Origin of the sequence: Bradyrhizobium sp. CCBAU 051011, from assembly GCF_009930815.1 — a bacterium.
Taxonomy (GTDB): domain Bacteria; phylum Pseudomonadota; class Alphaproteobacteria; order Rhizobiales; family Xanthobacteraceae; genus Bradyrhizobium.
This window is the reverse complement of the sequence record NZ_CP022222.1, coordinates 4,198,204-4,215,406: the sequence shown is the minus strand read 5'-3', so window position 1 is coordinate 4,215,406 and position 17,203 is coordinate 4,198,204. Positions and strand designations below refer to the sequence as shown.

Sequence of the window (17,203 nt, the reverse complement as noted above, 5' to 3'; positions counted from 1 at the left end):
CGCTGCGTTCAAGGGCCCTCCTCACCCGGTGGGAGGTCGATATGGACATAGCGGATTGGCTACGCCGCCTTGGGTTGGACCGGTACGAGCGTGCATTTCGAGACAACGACGTAGACACGGAGACGCTGCCGAATTTGACGGCAGACGATCTGCGTGAGCTCGGCGTCACCTCGCTGGGGCACCGCAAGAAGCTGCTCTCGGCGATTGCCACCTTGCTCCCAGAGCCTGACAGAGAGATGTGCGACGATCGTGCGCCGGTATTGGACGTTAGCGCTTCACCGGCTGCAATGAAATCGGCACGCGCCGAGCGCTGCCATCTGACTGTGATGTTCGCCGACCTTGTCGGATCGACGGCTCTCTCGGTGCGCCTGGATCCGGAGGACATGAGAGAGATCCTTTCGGCCTATCACCAGACCGTAGCATCGGCCGTAACCCGTTTTGAGGGATACATCGCGAGATTCCTGGGAGACGGTGTTCTTGTCTATTTCGGCTGGCCGCAGGCGCATGAGGATGACGCCGAACGCGCTGTCCGGGCCGGACTTGCAATTGTAGAAGCCGTGGAACGGCTAGAGCGAGCAGGGGGCGCTCTTTCCGCGCGCGTCGGGATAGCGACAGGGCTGGTCGTGGTTGGCGATCTCATCGTCGAAGGAGCCATACAGGAAGAAGATGTCGTCGGTGTAACACCCAATCTGGCAGCACGGTTGGAGCAACTCGCAGAGCCTGGCGCCGTGGTGATCTCAGAGAGCACGCGGCGCCTCCTTGGCAGCTGGTTCACAGTCTCTGATCTGGGCCCGCAACAGATCCGAGGGATTGAGGCCTCAGTAACGGCCTTCCGCGTTCTCGGTGAAGCGACAGCGGAGGGTCGCTTCGAGGCCTTGCGGAGCGCCAATGTTGGCCCGCTGATCGGCCGCGAGCACGAACTCGCTCTCTTACTCGACCGCTGGGAGACGGCCAAGAGCGGCGAGGGTCAGGTCGTTCTGCTGTCCGGCGAAGCCGGCATTGGCAAGTCCCGGCTTGTCCTCGCGCTTCGTGAGCGTTTGCGAAACGAACCTCGGTTCCGCATCGGGTACTACTGTTCGCCCCATCATGTGAACAGCGCGCTCTGGCCGGTGGTAGCCCAGCTCCAGCGGGCGGCAGGGTATCTCCGTGAGGACGCACCTGCGTTGAAGTTCGAGAAGCTCGAGCGGCTTCTCGGCCGAGCCGGAGAGTTTTGCAAAGACGCCGTCCCGCTACTAGCTGAGCTTATCGGGTTACCGCTCAATGGAAGCTACCTGGCATCAGGCGGCACACCGCAGGAGAAGAAGGCACGTCTCTTTGGAATTCTCTTGGCCCAGATGGAAGGGCTTTCGCGCCAGAGACCGATGCTCGTTATCCTAGAGGATGCGCATTGGCTCGATCCAACATCGGCAGAGCTGTTCGAGCGCATAGTGGATAGGATTCGAGTTCTGCCGATCCTACTCGTGGCCACCTTTCGTCCTGAGGAGCAGACGCCGTGGACGAACTTCCCACACGTCACGTTGCTTAGCCTCAATCGCCTGGGGCGGCCCGCATCCCGAAAGCTCATTCAGATGTCGGCGGGCGAGTGGTCGCTGCCGCCGGTCGTCATCGAAGAGATTCTTTCCCGCACGGAGGGCGTTCCGTTGTTCGTCGAGGAATTGACGAAAGTGATTCTGGAATCCCCGATTTGGAAGGCAACGACGGGTCGCGGCGATCTCGAGCTTTCTGGGCCACTTCCGCCGCTCGCTATTCCGGCCACGCTGGAAGATTCCCTCATGGCGCGTCTTGACCGTTTGGCTCCAGCCCGTGAGGTCGCGCAGATCGCCGCCTGCATCGGTCGGGAGTTCGATGAGGACGTCGTCAGAGCGATCGCGGGATGCCCCGAGAGCCAATTAGCCGAGGCTCTAGACCTGTTATGCCTCGCGGGAGTCATCCAACGACGCGGGACACCGCCACATCATGCGTACAGCTTCAAGCACGCGCTAGTCCGCGATGCCGCATACGCCACCTTGCTCAGATCATCCCGTCAGCAGTTGCCTGCCCGAATAGCGCAAGCCATCGAACGCTTGCGTCCCGAGATTGCGGCGGCGCAGCCCGAAATCGTCGCTCATCATTTCATCGAATCTGGCTTGCCCGACCGCGCGACAATCTATCTGATGGCCGCCGGTAGGCTGGCAAAGGCGCGGCACGCCGTCTCAGAGGCTGTATCTCAGCTCGAGATGTGTCTGCGGCTCACAGCCTCTCGCCAAGGCGACGCGGCACCGCCCGACCGGCGCACCGAGCGCGAGTGCCTCCTGATGTTGGGCGACCTGGCCGGTGTTGATGACGACCTGGATCGAGCGAACACCTATTACGAGCGTGCCATGGCACTCGCCGATAACGATGCCGACCGCGATCGGGCGCGCAACTGCATTCACCGTCCCAAGTACGCAGAGCGGGACGGCGCGCGGCTCGTCTTTTACGAGCACGGCAGCGGCGAGCCTGCGATCGTATTCATCAACCCTATCGTGTACGGACTGGCGACATTTGAGCCAATTCTCGAGCGGCTTTGCCAGGAATTTCGTGTGATCACGGTCGACTGTCGGGGTGCTGGACGATCTGACGCTCTGGTACGACCTTATTCTACCCTGCAACATATGGAGGACCTCCGAGCGATAATCCTAGAGGCCGCTGCCGCTCCGATCGTCGGCGTGGGCATCTCTCGCGGTTCAAACCTGCTTATCCAGCTCGCGCACAGGCACCGGGAGCTCGTCGGAAAAATCATGACTGTGGGCACTCCGCTCACAGGACCGCTGCCTGACGGGCTCTCGGCATGGAATCCGGACTACCTGGCCGTTCGTGACGACGCTTTTCGTCGGGGCGACGTTGAGGAATTGATTCGCGTGCAAATTCGGTACGTATTCAGCGAGCCAAATACCTGCGAGCTGCAGCGGATCGCATTCGAGAGCCGCCGCAAGTTGCCAGACGAAACAATCCTCAGCTTCTACGATCCGGATCCGGGCATGGATATCGTGCCGCTACTGGATTCGATCGCTGTCCCGATGCTTATCGCGCACGGCGGCGAAGACCAGCTCATCAGGTGCGAGACCAGCAAACTCATCGCGTCGCGTGTTCCAGGAGCGCAGCTCCATATATTTGCTGGCAAGGGGCATAGCCCGATGTTCTCCGCCCCAGACGAATTTTGCGAAGTGCTCTGCAACTTCATTCGCACCGGACGCGCAGAGCGTACCTCCTGGCAGCGATCGAGCTCTGGATGATGTCCCAGATCCCGCCGCGGCTGACCACCGGCTGCTGAGAGGCTGAGGAGTTTGTGGTCCCTGCCCGACAAAGCGGGGCGCGAAAAATTGGGCGGGCGGGGGATGCGTGCGGGTGTCGACCGCCGAGGAGAGATGCGATGAAGCGCGGCAAAGTCCTGCAATTTGCGCAGTGGTACTACTGCGCTCGAAGTGCTCGGCAAGAAACTGAAGTCGACCAGCAAGACGCGCAAAATGCTGCTCGCCTCCGGGCGCGGAAAGCACGTGGGCCGCGCGGCGATACCGGCTGATCAATGGGGTCGAAAATCGCGCGCCAAAAAAACGGCGAAGCCGGGCGTCCAATCTGGTGGGAACTGTTTTAGCGGCAGACGATTGAATGACGTCCCCACCGCGCAGGAGGCTGCCATGCACCTTCACACATACCGGGACGAAAATCGCTCAACGCACCTCGATCTGATCGGTCAGCACTGGTCAGTTGACCTAGTCACCGTCACGGCTGCCAGCATCTTGGTGTTGGGCTTCGCCTGTGCCGTCGTAGCCCTGAGGGTCCGCTAGGCGGGATGTATTGGGCCGCCCCCATTATCAGCGGGCCCCCGCCCGCCGGCAGCGCGGCTTCGGCTCAATCGCCCAGCGCGTCAGCCTGCACTGGCGGCGCGCGCAAGGGGGTGGCGGAGCGCCGAAAAAATTTGAAGGCCGGTGGGTGCGTGTTGTTGCCAGTTAGGGAGTTAGCTCTGATTGGATTCCGGCAGCTGCGATCTCGAGCGCCTTAGCTTCGGCACTCATCCAAGCTCGCAACCGACCAACGTCCTGGTTTGCGCCGTAGCGTTCGAATCTAACGGCCCACCACAATCCCTTTCCGTGACCGATCGCGAATAGTTCATTGTAGAGCTTCGGATTTTTAGTTGCCCATGCAGGATCTATCTCGCGTAGGTCCTCCGCAGAATTCGCAATTTCGCGATCGATGCGTCTGAGCTCCTGATCGACTAACATTTGATCGTGGGGCGACAATTCACTCATCGTTGCGGGCTTGCCCTGCAAGTACTCCGCAAAAATGCGCTTCATTGCAGCGATACGAATCATCCGCGCGCCTATTAGAGCAGCACTGGCTTTGCGCTTTTCCCGCGTCTCTAGATCGCCCCTTTTGATCATGAAAATTACGAGATCTTTTATCGCTGTGGCTATTTCACCCAAGCTCAATTCTGCGGCCTTCAGAACGGTTGGTATCGGAGATAGGAGAGATAGGACCAAGAAAATCGAGGTCCGCCGACTAAGAGTTGTCATCATAGCGCGCTCCGATTTTAGCGAGAGTATTTGCGTCGCCGCGCTTGTTTGCAAATAACCCCGTAGCATCATCCTAAAAACAGTCGGGTTGCGGGTAATTGTCCTCGGTCTTGGGTCCTGGCAACACGGACGGAGTCGTTGCTTCAGGGCATAGACGGATTGACGAAACCTCGGTGTGTCGAGGGAGGCAGCCGATATGTGGCAGGCGCTCGGCTCAATCGCCGGACCTGACAAGCTACTTTTGCCAACTATTGCCTGCAGAGCGGCTCGCGTTGTGCAAGCGGTCGGATGTCCGGGGTGGGTGAACTCAGAAGTGTGAGTGCGCAACTGGGAAGTCCGCTTTGCCCTCAACAATGGGCATCGTCAGCCAGACCTGTCAGGTCCGAAAAGTGCCAACAGCAGACCCCGCGCGGTTGGCCGCCACATAAGAAATTGGCGCACAATCGCAACAAATAGGCGTTCAAATACAAGATAGATCCGATCAATCGCTAAGGCATTGTCGCCGAAGTATCGAATGACTGCGGCCTTCTCAGCTAAGGACCATAGCCCCATATGGATCGGTACGATTTCCTTGTCCTGGCTTCATTCGCTTCGGTTTTCGGCCTGAGCATCGCCGTCATATGGCTGATCGTTTGGTGATGACGATCAGCCTGCCGAGCCACATCACGTCGCGTTCTTGTGACACAAGACCGCCTCAGTTGGCTATGACTGCCAGCAAACCCTAGCCACCTCGCCCTCCCTTCGGCGTGTTCGTAGATTGGGGAGAAGCAACGGCTAAACGAAATTGCCGCGGCGTCATACCGGTCCAACGCTTGAACGCGTGGTTGAAAGAGCTGACCTCGCGATATCCCAGTAGCCATGCAATTTCGGAGACCGGCAGATCGCGCTCGGCAAGGTAGCTCTTTGCAAGAACTGCTCTTGTCTCCTCCAATAATTCGGCAAATGCCACACCCTCTTCGCGGAGCTTGCGTGACAGCGTTCGCGTGCTCATGGCTAGCCGTTTGGCGACGTTCGATATACTTGCTCTGGCGTGTGGAAGCAGCTGCGGCAGAACTCCCTCCACGGCCGATCGAAGAGCCCCGCGCTCCTTCGGATGGTCGGCGAGTGCTGCCTCTGCGTATCGCCGCAGCAGATCGTTCAAATAGTTGTCACGGCCAACAATGGGGAGGGATGCCACTGGCGCTGCGAAAATGATCTCATCCCTGTCTGCGCAAAATTCAACATCGCACCCAAAAAAGCTCTTGAATTCCGCAGGCGTCTCATCACGCCGATGTCTGATCCTCAAATGGCGCAGCGCCAGCCTAGTGGCTGTCACTTGCCGGCAAATCCGCACCATCGTCACCAGCCAGAACTCGATCTGGTGCCGGTCTGACTTCCTGTCGATATCGACATAGTCGAGTGCAATCGAGACCGTTCGGTCATCCTGTCCCACCTGAAGGCGGACTCCTTCATTCATGACCGTGCAATATCGCTTCGCGTTCAGCAGAGCGTCGGGAAATCGTTCCGATGATGCGATCACATAGTAAACCAACCCGATCTCGCGGAGATCGAAACTGCGGGCCAGGTGAAATCCGAGGAGTCCATCCTGAAGTTCTTCGGATGCCAACTCCAGGATCCTGATTTGCTTGGGGACCTCAAGTCGTATGGCGTCATCATAGACCTGCTCGGGCCTTGCCCTTGCCTTTGCGATAACGGCCGCAGGGTCCTTACCAAGTTCGCGCAGCCGCGCGCATGCGAGCCGTGCGATAGCTCCGGTGGCACTTGGTATCGAGTAAAGCCTCGCGCTTTGGCTGGAGGGCATGAAATCGCCGATTTGGGTCTATTCGTGGTGCCTTGCGGCTCTAAGATCAAATGATTGGCCCGTCGAAGCGCCGTTCCGCGCGCTCGTCCGCCACAGAGCCCGTTAACCGCGCCGCGAGCGACAATGCTCAGATGCCAGCAATTATTGCAATGAGCTCTCGCCGACGCATCAGTCCATGCCCCTGCTATGTATCACACTGGAGCGCAGAGCCTTTACGGGAGACATCCAAGAGATCGAATGTCCGCTCCTGGCAAGAACTTTCTGACGTTTTGCAGCATTGGTCGGGTGCGGTCACTACAACCACCCGATAATTGACGACGACTCCGCTAGAAAACGCAGTTATTCTCTGGCGGTTTTTCTTTACCTATTCCCGCTCAGACATTTGCTTTTTTAGATCATCAATAAAATGCTGCGCGCCTTCCTGCGTGAGCAACTCACCTGATTTATCGAGCACGTTCGCTTTTTGGCAGAGACTTTTCAATTCGTCCCGCTGCGCCTCGGTCATCATCGGCTCTTCCATGACACTCTCCTATTTGACGTCAGCCTTTTCGCGCATCTCGTCGATCAACTTCGATGCTTCGGCTTTCGTTAGATTGTCGTCGTAAAGCTCGGGGGGGCCGGCCTGCTCGCACAGGGTTTTCAGATACGACGCCTGTGCGCCAGTCATCGGGTGATCGCCGGAGACCCACTCGTCGGGATCTTTCTTCGTGTTGTCGGTCGGTTCCGTCTTTGAATTACTCATGGTGACGCCTCGTTGTTGAAGCGGCTAACGCATCTGTTCGCTAGATGTTCCTGCGGCTTACGGGCGTATGATGGAGGCGGCCCGCCGCACATTATCGACGCCATTGTTCGTGAGACGGCTGTGCAGCGAGCGGAGGAGTTGATCCAGAACCGGCGGCAACGACGCCGCTATCACTGAATTAGAACGCGCCGATCTCAACAATTCATGACGCCCGCTCGAACCTTCGCGGGCTCGCTCAGCACACATCTGCATATGCTCAACTGAACAATCAGAATTGGAAGCTATATCATGTCTCCTGAAACCAAGGCACTTCTCAAGACAACTTGGGCCATGGTCGTCTCGATTGGCGATCCCGCAGCCACTCTGTTTTACGACAGACTTTTCACACTCGATCCATCGCTGCGTCGACTGTTCCAAAACGCGGACATGAAGGAACAGCGTCGAAAGCTGGTGCAAGCTTTGGCCGCCGTCATTAACGGTGTCGATAACCTCCCGTCATTAGTGCCGACGCTGGAGGCGCTTGGCAGAAATCACGTTCGATATGGAGTAAGAGATCAGCACTACGATATTGTTGGCGCAGCATTGCTCTGGACCCTGGAGCAGGGCCTGAAAGAGGCTTGGACACCCGCAGCGAAGTCCGCATGGGCCGCTGCTTACGGCACCGTAGCAGAGGTCATGCGCAACGCGGCGGCTAGTGAGTTGGAACGGGCTGCGCATGCATAGCTGCAAATACTTGAAAAGGAAAAACAAGAGCCGGCGGACGCCCCTGCCAAAAATATGGTCTAAAGTGCTGGCCCGCGAAGTATTGCCGATGCGACAGGTCAATGATCTTTAATGAGCGGCACCGCGCCACCTTGATCATTGAATAGCAGACGTCGGCTGATCACTTGCTGAGCGTTTCCGAGAGCATCGCTTTTAAAAGCGTCTTGAAGGAGACACTCGCGCTCGCCCTTCAACAGCTTTTGATACAGGCCAACGTGATCATGGGCCATTCGTTGAGCCGAAAAACGCCGCTCAAACTCGTGCCGGATTCTCCGTCGGTCCAAAGTCAAAAGATGGGGTAATCTCTTGATGGCCTCGTCCATCGACTGGACCACGACACCTGTCTTGCCGTCCTCGATGATTTCACACACCGAGCCTCGATTGAAAGCGAGAACCGGCGTTCCGCATGCCATAGCCTCTATCATTACCAAGCCAAATGGCTCCGGCCAATCAATCGGAAATAGCAAACCGGAGGCCTGACTCAGAAATTCCGCTTTCTGATGCTCGTTGATTTCTCCAATGAATTCGATGCCCGGTTTATCCAGCAATGGAGCGATTCGTTCGCGAAAGTATTGTTCGTCCACCCGATCGATCTTCGCCGCTATTTTAAGTGGAATACCGGCAGATCGTGCGATCTGAATGGCGGTTTCTGGACCCTTCTCCGGTGCAATGCGACCAAGAAACGCAAGATAACCGCCCTGAGGACGCAGGGTCAGCTTAAGATCCGTTCCAGGGAGCCCGTGGTAAATCGTTGCCGCGAAGTTTGCGTTTGAAATTGGGATTCGCTGGCTCTCGGAAATTGAGATCAAACGCATTTCATCAAAACCAATGTAAATCGGCTTGTTATCAGGGAGATCCTGCCGGCCGTGAAGAGTGGTCAGAACGCGCGAGGACATGTCCCGGAAAAGTGGAAAGTGCAAATAGTCTATATGGAAATGAAGAATATCGAATTGGTGTGACTGACGCCGCACCCGGTCGAGCATGAGCATGTAGTACGGAATGACATCATATACTTTGGGGTCCAGCCGCAGAGCGGTCGGAACGCAGCTCACCAATTTTGCTGAAGTTACGGAGTCACCGCTGGCGAATAACGTAACGTCATGACCTAACTTGACCAACTCTTCCGTAAGGTAAGAAACGATCCGCTCAGTCCCACCGTAGAGCTTTGGGGGCACGCTCTCCATCAGGGGGGCAATCTGAGCGATCCTCATCTCCTTCTCACCCATGCACTAAAATTGGTGTGTCTAGCGAGGGACCCAACATTCAATGTTGCTTTATGTTCCTAATTGTCAATGTGCTTTATGTTCCTAATTGGCGAGCGTGTTCGGCATCCACTTTCAGGAGCAATCCTTCGTAAATCGAAACTGGCCCTCACCTCTTCCCCCTCGCGGTCGGCGAATGAAGATAGAAGAACGCGCCCAGACGATCTTTTATCAGGAAATGAGACTGCGATAGGCTCAGATCCCATGTTGAGCGCAATTAACACTCGCTCGGCCCGCAGCTCACGACAGAACAGCAGAAGTTCGCCGCTGGCCATCAGGGGCTTATACGAGCCCTCTGCAAGAGCAACGTGATTGCGCCGGAAATCGATCAGCCGACGATATAGCCAATAGAGCGAACCCTTATCCTTTCGGTAACTGTTCACATTTTCATCACGAAAGTTGGCAGCTATTGGCAGCCAGGGGTCAACGTCCGAAAACCCGGCCCACTTGGTGCCATCCCATTGCATCGGGGTGCGGCATCCGTCGCGACCAATACCGATGCCTGGAACGTTCCTTTCGAACGGGTCCCGAATCTGTTCGGGCAGAATAGCCGCCTGCTTCATGCCAATCTCCTCACCATAGTAGAGCGTCGGTGTTCCCCGCAATGTCATCAAAAGCATTGCGGCGACGCGGGCCTGGTCGGGCCCGATTCGAGTTGCGAGGCGCGGACGGTCGTGATTGCCCATCAGCCGTGAGCAATTCAGAACGGTGATGACTCTCGCCAGCCAGGGAGCGATGAACACGAGCCAGATCGCGAAGTCGGTAGGGCTGGAGCGAATGGCCGTGGCACGGATCAGGCGGGACCCTGTAAAGGCGAGCAGCAACTTCTCACTTGGGGCCTGTAATGTCCTGCGGGTTCGCGCTGGCCAACAAGGGCATGACACCCACGCTCTGCAAGCCTATCTCGGCCACAAGGACGTTCAGCATACCGTGAGGTACACCCAGTTATCGCCGACAAGGTTCAAGGACTTTTGGAGGGGCTAACGGCCTTCAAGCGCTCTGATAGCGCTTTCTTTGGAGCATTCATAAACCTCGTCCGCTTCCTGCGTCCTTCCGTCCCAGAAGTAGGTCAGACACGTTGGGCGGCAGGGAGCGATTGGCAAGTTGCTGTCTATCCAATCCGCTGAACACAATTGGTGTCCCGGGGAAAGTCAGATCACCATTGGCCAACAAGAAATCAAACGCGGGGGCCATGACGGCGATTGCCACGTCGATCTTCTTGTCCGCATATTTGGCGTGGAGGAAATCCCGCAGGAGCGTCCGGTAAGAGCTTGAGCTAAATCGCGACAAATCCATCGCTTCGTGATAGACCTCAATCGGCTCGTTGGAATTGGACCGAAGGGTTCGGACTAATTCGGCCTCTAGTAGCGACAGGCCGGGCAATTCCACCCGTTCGTCGAAAAGGAGAACGATATGCCGTGTTGCGGCCGACACCGGCAGGCAGCCAGATATCAACATGGCCAGGCCCGTGCATGCGAAGATAAAGGCGGAGCGCGGTTTCATGGGGCGGGCCGCATGGTTTGCCTGTCCTGTTCCAAATGGACAAGCATCGATAATATCACTCGGCTTAATATTCAAACATCATAATATAGGCCGCTCGTTACGACCGCACGGCGCTAATGCTGTGTTTGACGGGGGACTTCGAGGACTTGGGTGACGTCAGGGCTCCTCAAGCCCGTCAGCGCGGACACACTCGCACGGCATGCCCGCACCGCACCGACAGCCAAGCTCTTCAGACCAAGCTCTGTTGGGATGGTTTCCACAGACCCAACCGATGCCAAAGCAAACCTTGCACTCAGGATCAGGCACGCCGCCGCGCAACCCTATCGCCTCGCAGAAACTTCACGCCTTCGAGCGTGAATTGCACTGCCGTTGGCTCGCTCGGCAATGCTGATGATGGCGATGCCCTAAAAGAGAATGGGACAGTCGTACTGAAGAATGGGGTACTTGCGCACACTGCGAGAATTCCTTCAACCACGAACGCTGATGGCCTCTTGGTCGATACATCCACTGCAAGGAACGTAGTGTTGCGCGAACCTTCGCCGTAATAGCTAGGAATTTGAAGACACTGACCGTTCAGCTTGTACAAATTGGAGGGGAACGCTAGGCAGTCGTATCTGCCACCGACAGGGCATGACACCTTTTCCAGTTCGCCCACATCAGCGATGTAGTGACCCTTTAGGTAGCTAGCATCGTCAAGCGGAGCGGCGTTAGCTTGCGAGGCAAGAACTCCGAATACCGCAGCAAATAGTAACCTCGCCATCCTATCTCCATCATCCCAATCAATAGCGCGGTTTCGTCATGCGCCAATTGGTCTGCAATCGCGCGAGCCGGAGCCGTAATGAGGGCAATCGAGTGATAGCGCGAATGGACCATGTTGAACATCACACCAATGATTAACGCGCCACGTAGCCATCTTGGGTTTCTCATCTCAAGACGGCTGTAGCCTCAATCGACCGCTCGGGACTATTCGCCAACCTTTTTCCCTTTTTCCAAGATCGCCTGCTCGACTTCGCATGCTAGCTGCGTCAGATGGGCCGCTAGCCGGTCGAACAGTTCGCACTTCTTCACGAGAATTCGCTCGCACTCGGCAACGTCTCTTAGCCTTTCCAGATGAGCCAGTATGTCCTGCATCGTGCCCTCGTTATTTACTTGTCTTACCGCACCCATTACGCGGCTGCACCAGTTGCGGCGAAGCCTACGAACGCGCTGCCGCTGCTTTCTTGAGCGGCTCAATCAGCTCCTGGGTGGAGAACGGCTTTGTTAGAAATGCGATGCACCCAGCGTCCAGCGCAGCCGCGCGAACAGCAGGGTCCTGATTGCCGGTGATGTAGATGACCGGGACAGGTACCCCTGCGGCTTTCAGGTGAAGCCCCAACTCGATGCCTGATCCGTCGCCCAAGTTGATGTCGAGAATGACGCAAGCCACCTTTTCGAAATCGGTGTGGTCTTTGAAAGCCTTTGCAGACGAAAGCGGGATAGCTTCGTATGCATGGAGCCAGAGCAGCCGCTGAAGTCCCTCCAGCATTCCGGGATCGTCATCGACGACTACTACGATCTTCCGATCATTCAAAAGCTCGATTTCCCTTATCAGATTGTGAGATGGGTGATTTAGCCGTCGCCTTCAGCGGCTACAACTACGGAAGCGTCCATTTTGGACACCCCCGCCGCTCCTTAGTGGTGACCCGGCGTCAAATCTTTCGCTTGATGTATAATGAAGGGAGGCAGTCTTACAGTACGCCAAATGAGGAGGGTCGCATGTCTGGGACATACTCGATCATGCACCGTTCGGAGCGGCTCGCGTTGGCAAAAGCGTACATCGCGCTTACCCATGTGATGGTCGATTCTGTGTTCGGCGGGAAACCTGCCGATCACTCCCTGCTGCTAATCGGCTCCGCCATCATGGTTGGCCACGCAGAAAACAAACCGATGAGTGCGACGAAGATCGCGCAGTACATCGGTCTGCCGCGCTCAACGGTAATCCGCAAACTCAATCAGTTTCTAAGGGACGGCGTGATAGCTCGCCACGGCAACGTGTATCTGTTGTCGAAAGAACGTGCCCTCAATCAGACGAAGTACGTCACCGAAGCGATGCGCATCTTCCGTACTGCAGAGAAAGGTTTGAAAGCTTCCGAACTCGGCACTTGGTAGCGCCGCGACCTTATCGACAGACGATGATGTGCCCGTGCTTATCCAGCGGGGGTCTGCGCGGCCCATGATGGGCTGTCCGCAGTCCTCCGTAGTCCCACGGAGTTCTCGACCGCACTGAAGGGCTGTAGGCTTTGTTCAGCCAGCGCGGCTGAGGAGCCATTCCGGGGGTGAACCCGTTGTGGCATGGCCCGACGTGTGTCGTCCTAAACGTTATGCGTCGGGCCACATCTGGTCTGGGCTGACCTGTACCCACACACGTCTCGCCTCACGGGATCAGCACGGCAGGCATCGGCGCAGATGGCCTCAAGACGAGCCTGCGATCCTGACACTGCGTCACCGCCGACAGTGCTGCGAGGATAGCCATGGCAAGGACAAGGCTGCGCATGGCCTAACGATACAATATGAACCCCGTCTGGAATATGAAGCAGTTCGCAGTTGCATCATGATCGCGGGCTAGGCTGCAGCGTCAGGTTCGTCAGCCAGCTTCGCGAGAGCTTGAACGTCCAGAATGACGATGTGTCTCTGCGTCGTGCCTTCGAATTTGAGGATGAGCCTTCTGCGAAGCTCCGAGATCGCTCGGGATACCGTTTCAAGCGTCAATCCGAGATAATCCGCGATGTCGCGACGAGACATAGGAAGGTGCATAACGCCTGCTGCTGTTGAACGAAAATGCATCTCAAGCAGAAAGGCCGCCACTCGCTCAAGTGAGGTCTTGCGACCTAGCAGCAGTATCAGGTTCTGCGCATGGACTAGGCTGCTGGTCGTCATGTCGAGGATGGTGTTGAAAATCGCGGGATCGTTCTGCGCCACGTTATCAAGGCTCTTGCGCTTCACAAGGCGCACCATGGTCGCGACAATGGCTTCCGCCGTGAACCGATGAGTTGCGCCGTTCTCCAGTCCGAAGATGTCTCCAGAGAGATGAAATGCCCCGATCTGGCGGCGACCATCTGGTAGAAGCTTGTGTGTACGCACAGCCCCTTCAATCACTTGGTAGATGTACTCAGCCGGTTCTGCTTCTCCAAAAATCTCGGCTCCTCTGCCGTATCTGAAGTCGCTCACACTGATCCGATCGGAAGCAGCGCTAAGTTCTCCGATCAGACGAGGCTTTTGGCCTCCCGCGTTGCTGTACATCCAAACCTCTCACATGAGGGGAGAACGGCTCCGCAGCTGCCATGTTCCTAGAGCGAAGAGCGACCAGACAAGGAAGTTGATCCGCGTGTCGATTACGAAAGCAGAACTAGGTTAACGAAAAACCCGACACGCAATGTCGGGCTGATCGCAAATATACTTCTAGGATCGATAATGCGGACAGCAGACCAGCATCCGCCCGCGCCGTCTGCGCACAAAATAACAGAGGAACAAATGGTTGGACCGGCACATCGCGGGTGGCTGATGAACCAAAGTCCGTCCTTCCGATTGACGTGAATGGAGGTGGATTGACGTGATTGGAGGTGCGCATGTCGAACTTTGTGACCCTGTTGGTAGAAGACGATGCGTTGCAGCGCGAGGTACTGGCCGATGTATTAAAGGATGAAGGGTTCGAGGTGATCGAATGCACGACCGCCGAATCTGCCGAACTGATCATCGCGTCAACTGGAACCGAATTGCAGGCGCTCATCACTGACCACAACCTAGCGGGCAAGATGTCAGGTGCAGAACTCGCCCACTACGCCGGCGCTGGTAGCACCGCGCCCCCAGGAGGGATTGGCCCATGGAACGTCTGAATCCTGCCGCGGGGCAGGGCCTCCTCCCCAGCTCCGGTGGGCATTTCTGCCCGCGCGGCGGTGAGCGTCAACTGCATCAACCGAGGACAACACGCATGCCCTTTCTGGCTGGAATAGTGTTCGTCGTCACAGGCCTCGCCTTTATGTTGTTCGGCCTTTTCCTGTTTTACGCGTTCCTGCCGCTGCTGTTCGCTTTCATCGGCTTTGATATCGGCGTTCTCTTGGGCCGATGGTTGACAGGAGGCATCGGCTTGATTGCGATCGTACTGGGAATGGTCGCCGCGGGGATACTTGCTGTCGCCTCCTATTCGCTGGAGCCTTACCGGCGAATACTGCTGGGCTCGTCCAGCGGCGTCCTGGTGGGACTTTCACTTGCTGCTGGCCTCGGTTTGGAGGGGTGGTTCGTGGGCTTCCTCAATCTCTTTCTGATACTCGCGGGCGGCCTGATCGGCGGAGTCCTTGTCCTTTATTTTTTCGACGTTTTCGTGGTTGCTGCAACCGCCTTTGGCGGTGCGAGCCTTGCGGCGGCTGGGGCGCACCTTCTTCTGCGCGGCGGGCTGTATGACGGTATCGGCGGATTTTGGTCGAGCGTGCTGATTATGATCATGGCCGCAGTCGGCGTGGCCTGGCAGCTCAGCAATATGTCAAAATGGGTTCAATGGCTGCCGGTGCCACCGGATATTTCCGGCACTTCAGCAGGGAGGCAGGACAAGACGCCGAAAGCATGAGCGAAGCGCTTTGGTCAGAAGCGGCTTTGCCAAGTTTGCTTATGCCTTTGCGGCGGATTGTGACGAGGGCAGCTCTGTTCGCCTTGGCGATGACAGCGCACTGAAAGCGGGACCGCGAGTGTTCAAGGACCTCACCTTCGCCGACACATGCGTAATTGTGAGCGCCTTCGCGGCCGCGGCGGTTGTGGGATTCCTTCACTTGGTCGGAGCCGGGTCGGTACTGATCTTCGCTATGACCGCGGTTGCACTGGCGGGAATCGCTTATGTGATCGGCGAAGCGACCAACCAGCTCGGTAACCATCTCGGCGCGTCCGCCGCCGGTATTATCCAATCGGCGCTGGGCAACCTACCGGAACTGTTCATCTGCATCTTCGCGCTTAAAGCGGGATCGGTGGCGGTGGTGCAGGCAGCGCTGATTGGCTCCATCATTGCCACGGCTGTGTTGATTCTCGGCGTTGCTCTGATGGTGGGCAGCGTACGCCACGGTCTGCTGAAGTTCGAAAGTCGGACGCCGCGCATGATTGCTGTCTTGCTGATGCTGGCAGTCTCGGCGTTGGTGCTGCCAACGCTTGCCTACGAACTACATCTGCCGGCTGCGCGGCACGAGCGCGAGCTTGCCGTCGTTTGTGCATTGGCGCTGTTGCTGGTCTTTACCCTCTCAACACAGGTGATGTTGCGGAACGGCGAGCGCAAGGTTCCCCCCGAAGCACGCGCGCGTCCCCAGGTTTGGCCGATAGGCCTGGTATTGGCGGTCTTGGCCATTTGCGGTGTGATTACCGTCCTGCTCTCGGATTGGTTCATCGAGGCGCTTAGGCCAGCAACCGAACAGCTTGGTATTTCCGAGGCGTTCGCGGGGTTTGTTGTCGTCGCCATCGCCGGCAATACGGTCGGCGTGGTGGAGATACGGCTCGCCTTCCAGGGCAACGCGGACCTGGCAGTCAGCGTAGCGCTGAACGGGGCACTACAGGTCGCGGTCGCATTGATCCCGGTGCTGGTCCTGGTTAGCTTTTTCTTTTTCGACGGGGCGCCTTTCACGCTCACCATTCCGCCGGTCATGGCCGCGGCACTGGCGCTGTCGGTCCTGGTGGTAACACTAGTCTGCGTTGATGGCCGGGCCGACATTGTTGATGGTGCCTCGCTCGTCGGACTCTATGTTCTGATCGCGGCGATCTTTTGGTGGGGCTAGTCAGCGGCAGTGTCCCGATGAATGGAGCGGATCCCCCCGGCTAGCGGGAGGCACTCATTGTCGAAGGTGAGCGAGAACGCGGAGGATGCGATGCAACGCTTTGTCAATGCCGTCGAACGGGTGGGCAACGTGGTGCCCCATCCGGTCGTCATTTTTCTGATCCTGATCGGCGGCCTCATCATCATCTCGGCTATCGCGAGCCTATTCGGTGCTTCGGCAGGCTCGGTTCGGCGGGGACATGTAAAGGCCGACGATATCGCGCACCTTGTTGACGAACAGCGGATCGCTCGACAGCTTGAATGTCTGGCTCCGGTGCGGCTGCAGGCCGAACGCCATCCACATTCGGCGGATCGTGGGTGGGAGAAGCCAGTTTCCGCAGCCATTGAGCGGATCGCCCAGTGCGTCGCATCGACCGGCGTGGTGCGCAAAGTCTGCTCGATCACAGCAGCAACCTGATCGTCGTGGAGTAGGCCCATCGGATGGCCAGGTTCAGGATCAAAGGACAACGAGAATCCTAATTCTAGGAGCGATTCAATGGCAACGTCTACAGGTGGAAATCCCGTCCTCTTGATCAAAAAGATTGCGGGCGTGCTTTTGCTGATATTGGGATTGTTATTGACGGCTACGGGTGTAAGTCTGTCGTACGATGGACTTACAGCTATAGGCGCGTTCTTGCTGGTGGTCGGTCTGGTGCTCCTTATTCTGAAGATTGTGCGTCGCAATCAGCCCCTGAATTAGTGCGGATTTCAAGCCTTAGCCGGACGCGCGATTGTTCGGAGAGATTCGTAGATATTGTACGAATTGGTTCAGGTGGT

19 protein-coding genes and 2 pseudogenes are annotated in these 17,203 nt (G+C 57.2%); 10 read left to right on the top strand and 11 right to left on the bottom strand.

Going from position 1 to position 17,203, the window contains the following annotated elements:
- Positions 1-41: 41 nt before the first annotated feature.
- Positions 42-3,254, top strand: a complete 3,213-nt coding sequence (locus tag ACH79_RS19950) for an alpha/beta fold hydrolase (RefSeq protein WP_161852512.1) — start codon at positions 42-44, stop codon at positions 3,252-3,254.
- 189 nt (positions 3,255-3,443) lie between these two features.
- Positions 3,444-3,806 (top strand): hypothetical protein, encoded by a 363-nt coding sequence (locus ACH79_RS19945; RefSeq protein ID WP_161852511.1) that lies wholly within the window; start codon positions 3,444-3,446, stop codon positions 3,804-3,806.
- Between the two features lie 162 nt (positions 3,807-3,968).
- Here the strand turns inward: ACH79_RS19945 and ACH79_RS19940 are convergent, their stop codons facing one another.
- From ACH79_RS19940 to ACH79_RS19925, 4 genes are all read right to left on the bottom strand, one after another.
- Positions 3,969-4,442 (bottom strand): hypothetical protein, encoded by a 474-nt coding sequence (locus ACH79_RS19940; RefSeq protein ID WP_161852510.1) that lies wholly within the window; start codon positions 4,440-4,442, stop codon positions 3,969-3,971.
- 811 nt (positions 4,443-5,253) lie between these two features.
- Positions 5,254-6,333: an AraC family transcriptional regulator gene (locus tag ACH79_RS19935; protein WP_161852509.1), complete on the bottom strand. Its 1,080-nt coding sequence runs from the start codon at positions 6,331-6,333 to the stop codon at positions 5,254-5,256.
- Positions 6,334-6,697: 364 nt separating this feature from the next.
- Positions 6,698-6,853: a DUF3072 domain-containing protein gene (locus tag ACH79_RS19930; RefSeq protein ID WP_161852508.1), complete on the bottom strand. Its 156-nt coding sequence runs from the start codon at positions 6,851-6,853 to the stop codon at positions 6,698-6,700.
- A gap of 9 nt (positions 6,854-6,862) precedes the next feature.
- Entirely contained in the window at positions 6,863-7,075 is a 213-nt protein-coding gene (locus ACH79_RS19925) for a DUF3072 domain-containing protein (protein ID WP_161852507.1), read from the bottom strand.
- Between the two features lie 288 nt (positions 7,076-7,363).
- On the opposite strand from ACH79_RS19925, the gene ACH79_RS19920 reads away from it, so the two are divergent.
- Positions 7,364-7,798, top strand: coding sequence for a globin family protein (locus ACH79_RS19920; protein WP_161852506.1), 435 nt, complete (start codon positions 7,364-7,366; stop codon positions 7,796-7,798).
- Between the two features lie 98 nt (positions 7,799-7,896).
- Here ACH79_RS19920 and ACH79_RS19915 read toward each other — a convergent pair whose 3' ends face one another.
- Positions 7,897-9,048, bottom strand: a complete 1,152-nt coding sequence (locus tag ACH79_RS19915; protein ID WP_161856457.1) for a glycosyltransferase family 4 protein — start codon at positions 9,046-9,048, stop codon at positions 7,897-7,899.
- A 71-nt stretch (positions 9,049-9,119) separates the two neighbouring features.
- Complete coding sequence (locus tag ACH79_RS19910; RefSeq protein ID WP_161852505.1) at positions 9,120-9,923, bottom strand: alpha-amylase family glycosyl hydrolase; 804 nt, start codon at positions 9,921-9,923, stop codon at positions 9,120-9,122.
- On the opposite strand from ACH79_RS19910, the gene ACH79_RS45150 reads away from it, so the two are divergent.
- Complete coding sequence (locus ACH79_RS45150) at positions 9,811-10,083, top strand: hypothetical protein (RefSeq protein ID WP_371419435.1); 273 nt, start codon at positions 9,811-9,813, stop codon at positions 10,081-10,083. The two genes, ACH79_RS19910 and ACH79_RS45150, sit on opposite strands and share 113 nt — an antisense overlap.
- A 39-nt stretch (positions 10,084-10,122) precedes the next feature.
- Here ACH79_RS45150 and ACH79_RS19900 read toward each other — a convergent pair whose 3' ends face one another.
- From ACH79_RS19900 to ACH79_RS19895, 3 genes are all read right to left on the bottom strand, one after another.
- Positions 10,123-10,602, bottom strand: a complete 480-nt coding sequence (locus ACH79_RS19900) for a hypothetical protein (protein WP_161852504.1) — start codon at positions 10,600-10,602, stop codon at positions 10,123-10,125.
- 963 nt (positions 10,603-11,565) lie between these two features.
- Complete coding sequence (locus ACH79_RS43035; protein WP_202639273.1) at positions 11,566-11,733, bottom strand: hypothetical protein; 168 nt, start codon at positions 11,731-11,733, stop codon at positions 11,566-11,568.
- Positions 11,734-11,797: 64 nt separating this feature from the next.
- Positions 11,798-12,172 (bottom strand): response regulator transcription factor, encoded by a 375-nt coding sequence (locus ACH79_RS19895; RefSeq protein ID WP_161852503.1) that lies wholly within the window; start codon positions 12,170-12,172, stop codon positions 11,798-11,800.
- A gap of 185 nt (positions 12,173-12,357) precedes the next feature.
- Between ACH79_RS19895 and ACH79_RS19890 the strand changes: the two genes are divergently transcribed.
- Positions 12,358-12,750: a helix-turn-helix domain-containing protein gene (locus ACH79_RS19890; RefSeq protein WP_161852502.1), complete on the top strand. Its 393-nt coding sequence runs from the start codon at positions 12,358-12,360 to the stop codon at positions 12,748-12,750.
- Between the two features lie 453 nt (positions 12,751-13,203).
- Here ACH79_RS19890 and ACH79_RS19885 read toward each other — a convergent pair whose 3' ends face one another.
- Positions 13,204-13,881, bottom strand: coding sequence for a helix-turn-helix domain-containing protein (locus tag ACH79_RS19885; RefSeq protein WP_161852501.1), 678 nt, complete (start codon positions 13,879-13,881; stop codon positions 13,204-13,206).
- A 326-nt stretch (positions 13,882-14,207) separates the two neighbouring features.
- Between ACH79_RS19885 and ACH79_RS19880 the strand changes: the two genes are divergently transcribed.
- From ACH79_RS19880 to ACH79_RS44030, 4 genes and pseudogenes are all read left to right on the top strand, one after another.
- Complete coding sequence (locus ACH79_RS19880) at positions 14,208-14,474, top strand: response regulator (protein ID WP_161852500.1); 267 nt, start codon at positions 14,208-14,210, stop codon at positions 14,472-14,474.
- On the top strand, positions 14,462-15,202 hold the full coding sequence (locus ACH79_RS19875; protein ID WP_161852499.1) for a hypothetical protein: 741 nt from the start codon (positions 14,462-14,464) through the stop codon (positions 15,200-15,202). Before ACH79_RS19880 ends, ACH79_RS19875 begins: the two co-directional genes overlap by 13 nt.
- A gap of 10 nt (positions 15,203-15,212) precedes the next feature.
- Positions 15,213-16,388: a calcium:proton antiporter gene (locus ACH79_RS19870; protein ID WP_246738604.1), complete on the top strand. Its 1,176-nt coding sequence runs from the start codon at positions 15,213-15,215 to the stop codon at positions 16,386-16,388.
- Positions 16,389-16,409: 21 nt separating this feature from the next.
- Positions 16,410-16,619, top strand: a pseudogene (locus tag ACH79_RS44030) (AbgT family transporter); the annotation flags it as partial.
- Here the strand turns inward: ACH79_RS44030 and ACH79_RS43025 are convergent.
- A pseudogene (locus ACH79_RS43025) lies at positions 16,608-16,885 on the bottom strand (IS630 family transposase); the annotation flags it as partial. The pseudogenes ACH79_RS44030 and ACH79_RS43025 sit on opposite strands and share 12 nt — an antisense overlap.
- Positions 16,886-16,922: 37 nt before the next feature.
- Between ACH79_RS43025 and ACH79_RS19860 the strand changes: the two are divergent.
- On the top strand, positions 16,923-17,126 hold the full coding sequence (locus ACH79_RS19860; RefSeq protein ID WP_161852497.1) for a hypothetical protein: 204 nt from the start codon (positions 16,923-16,925) through the stop codon (positions 17,124-17,126).
- Positions 17,127-17,203 lie beyond the last annotated feature (77 nt).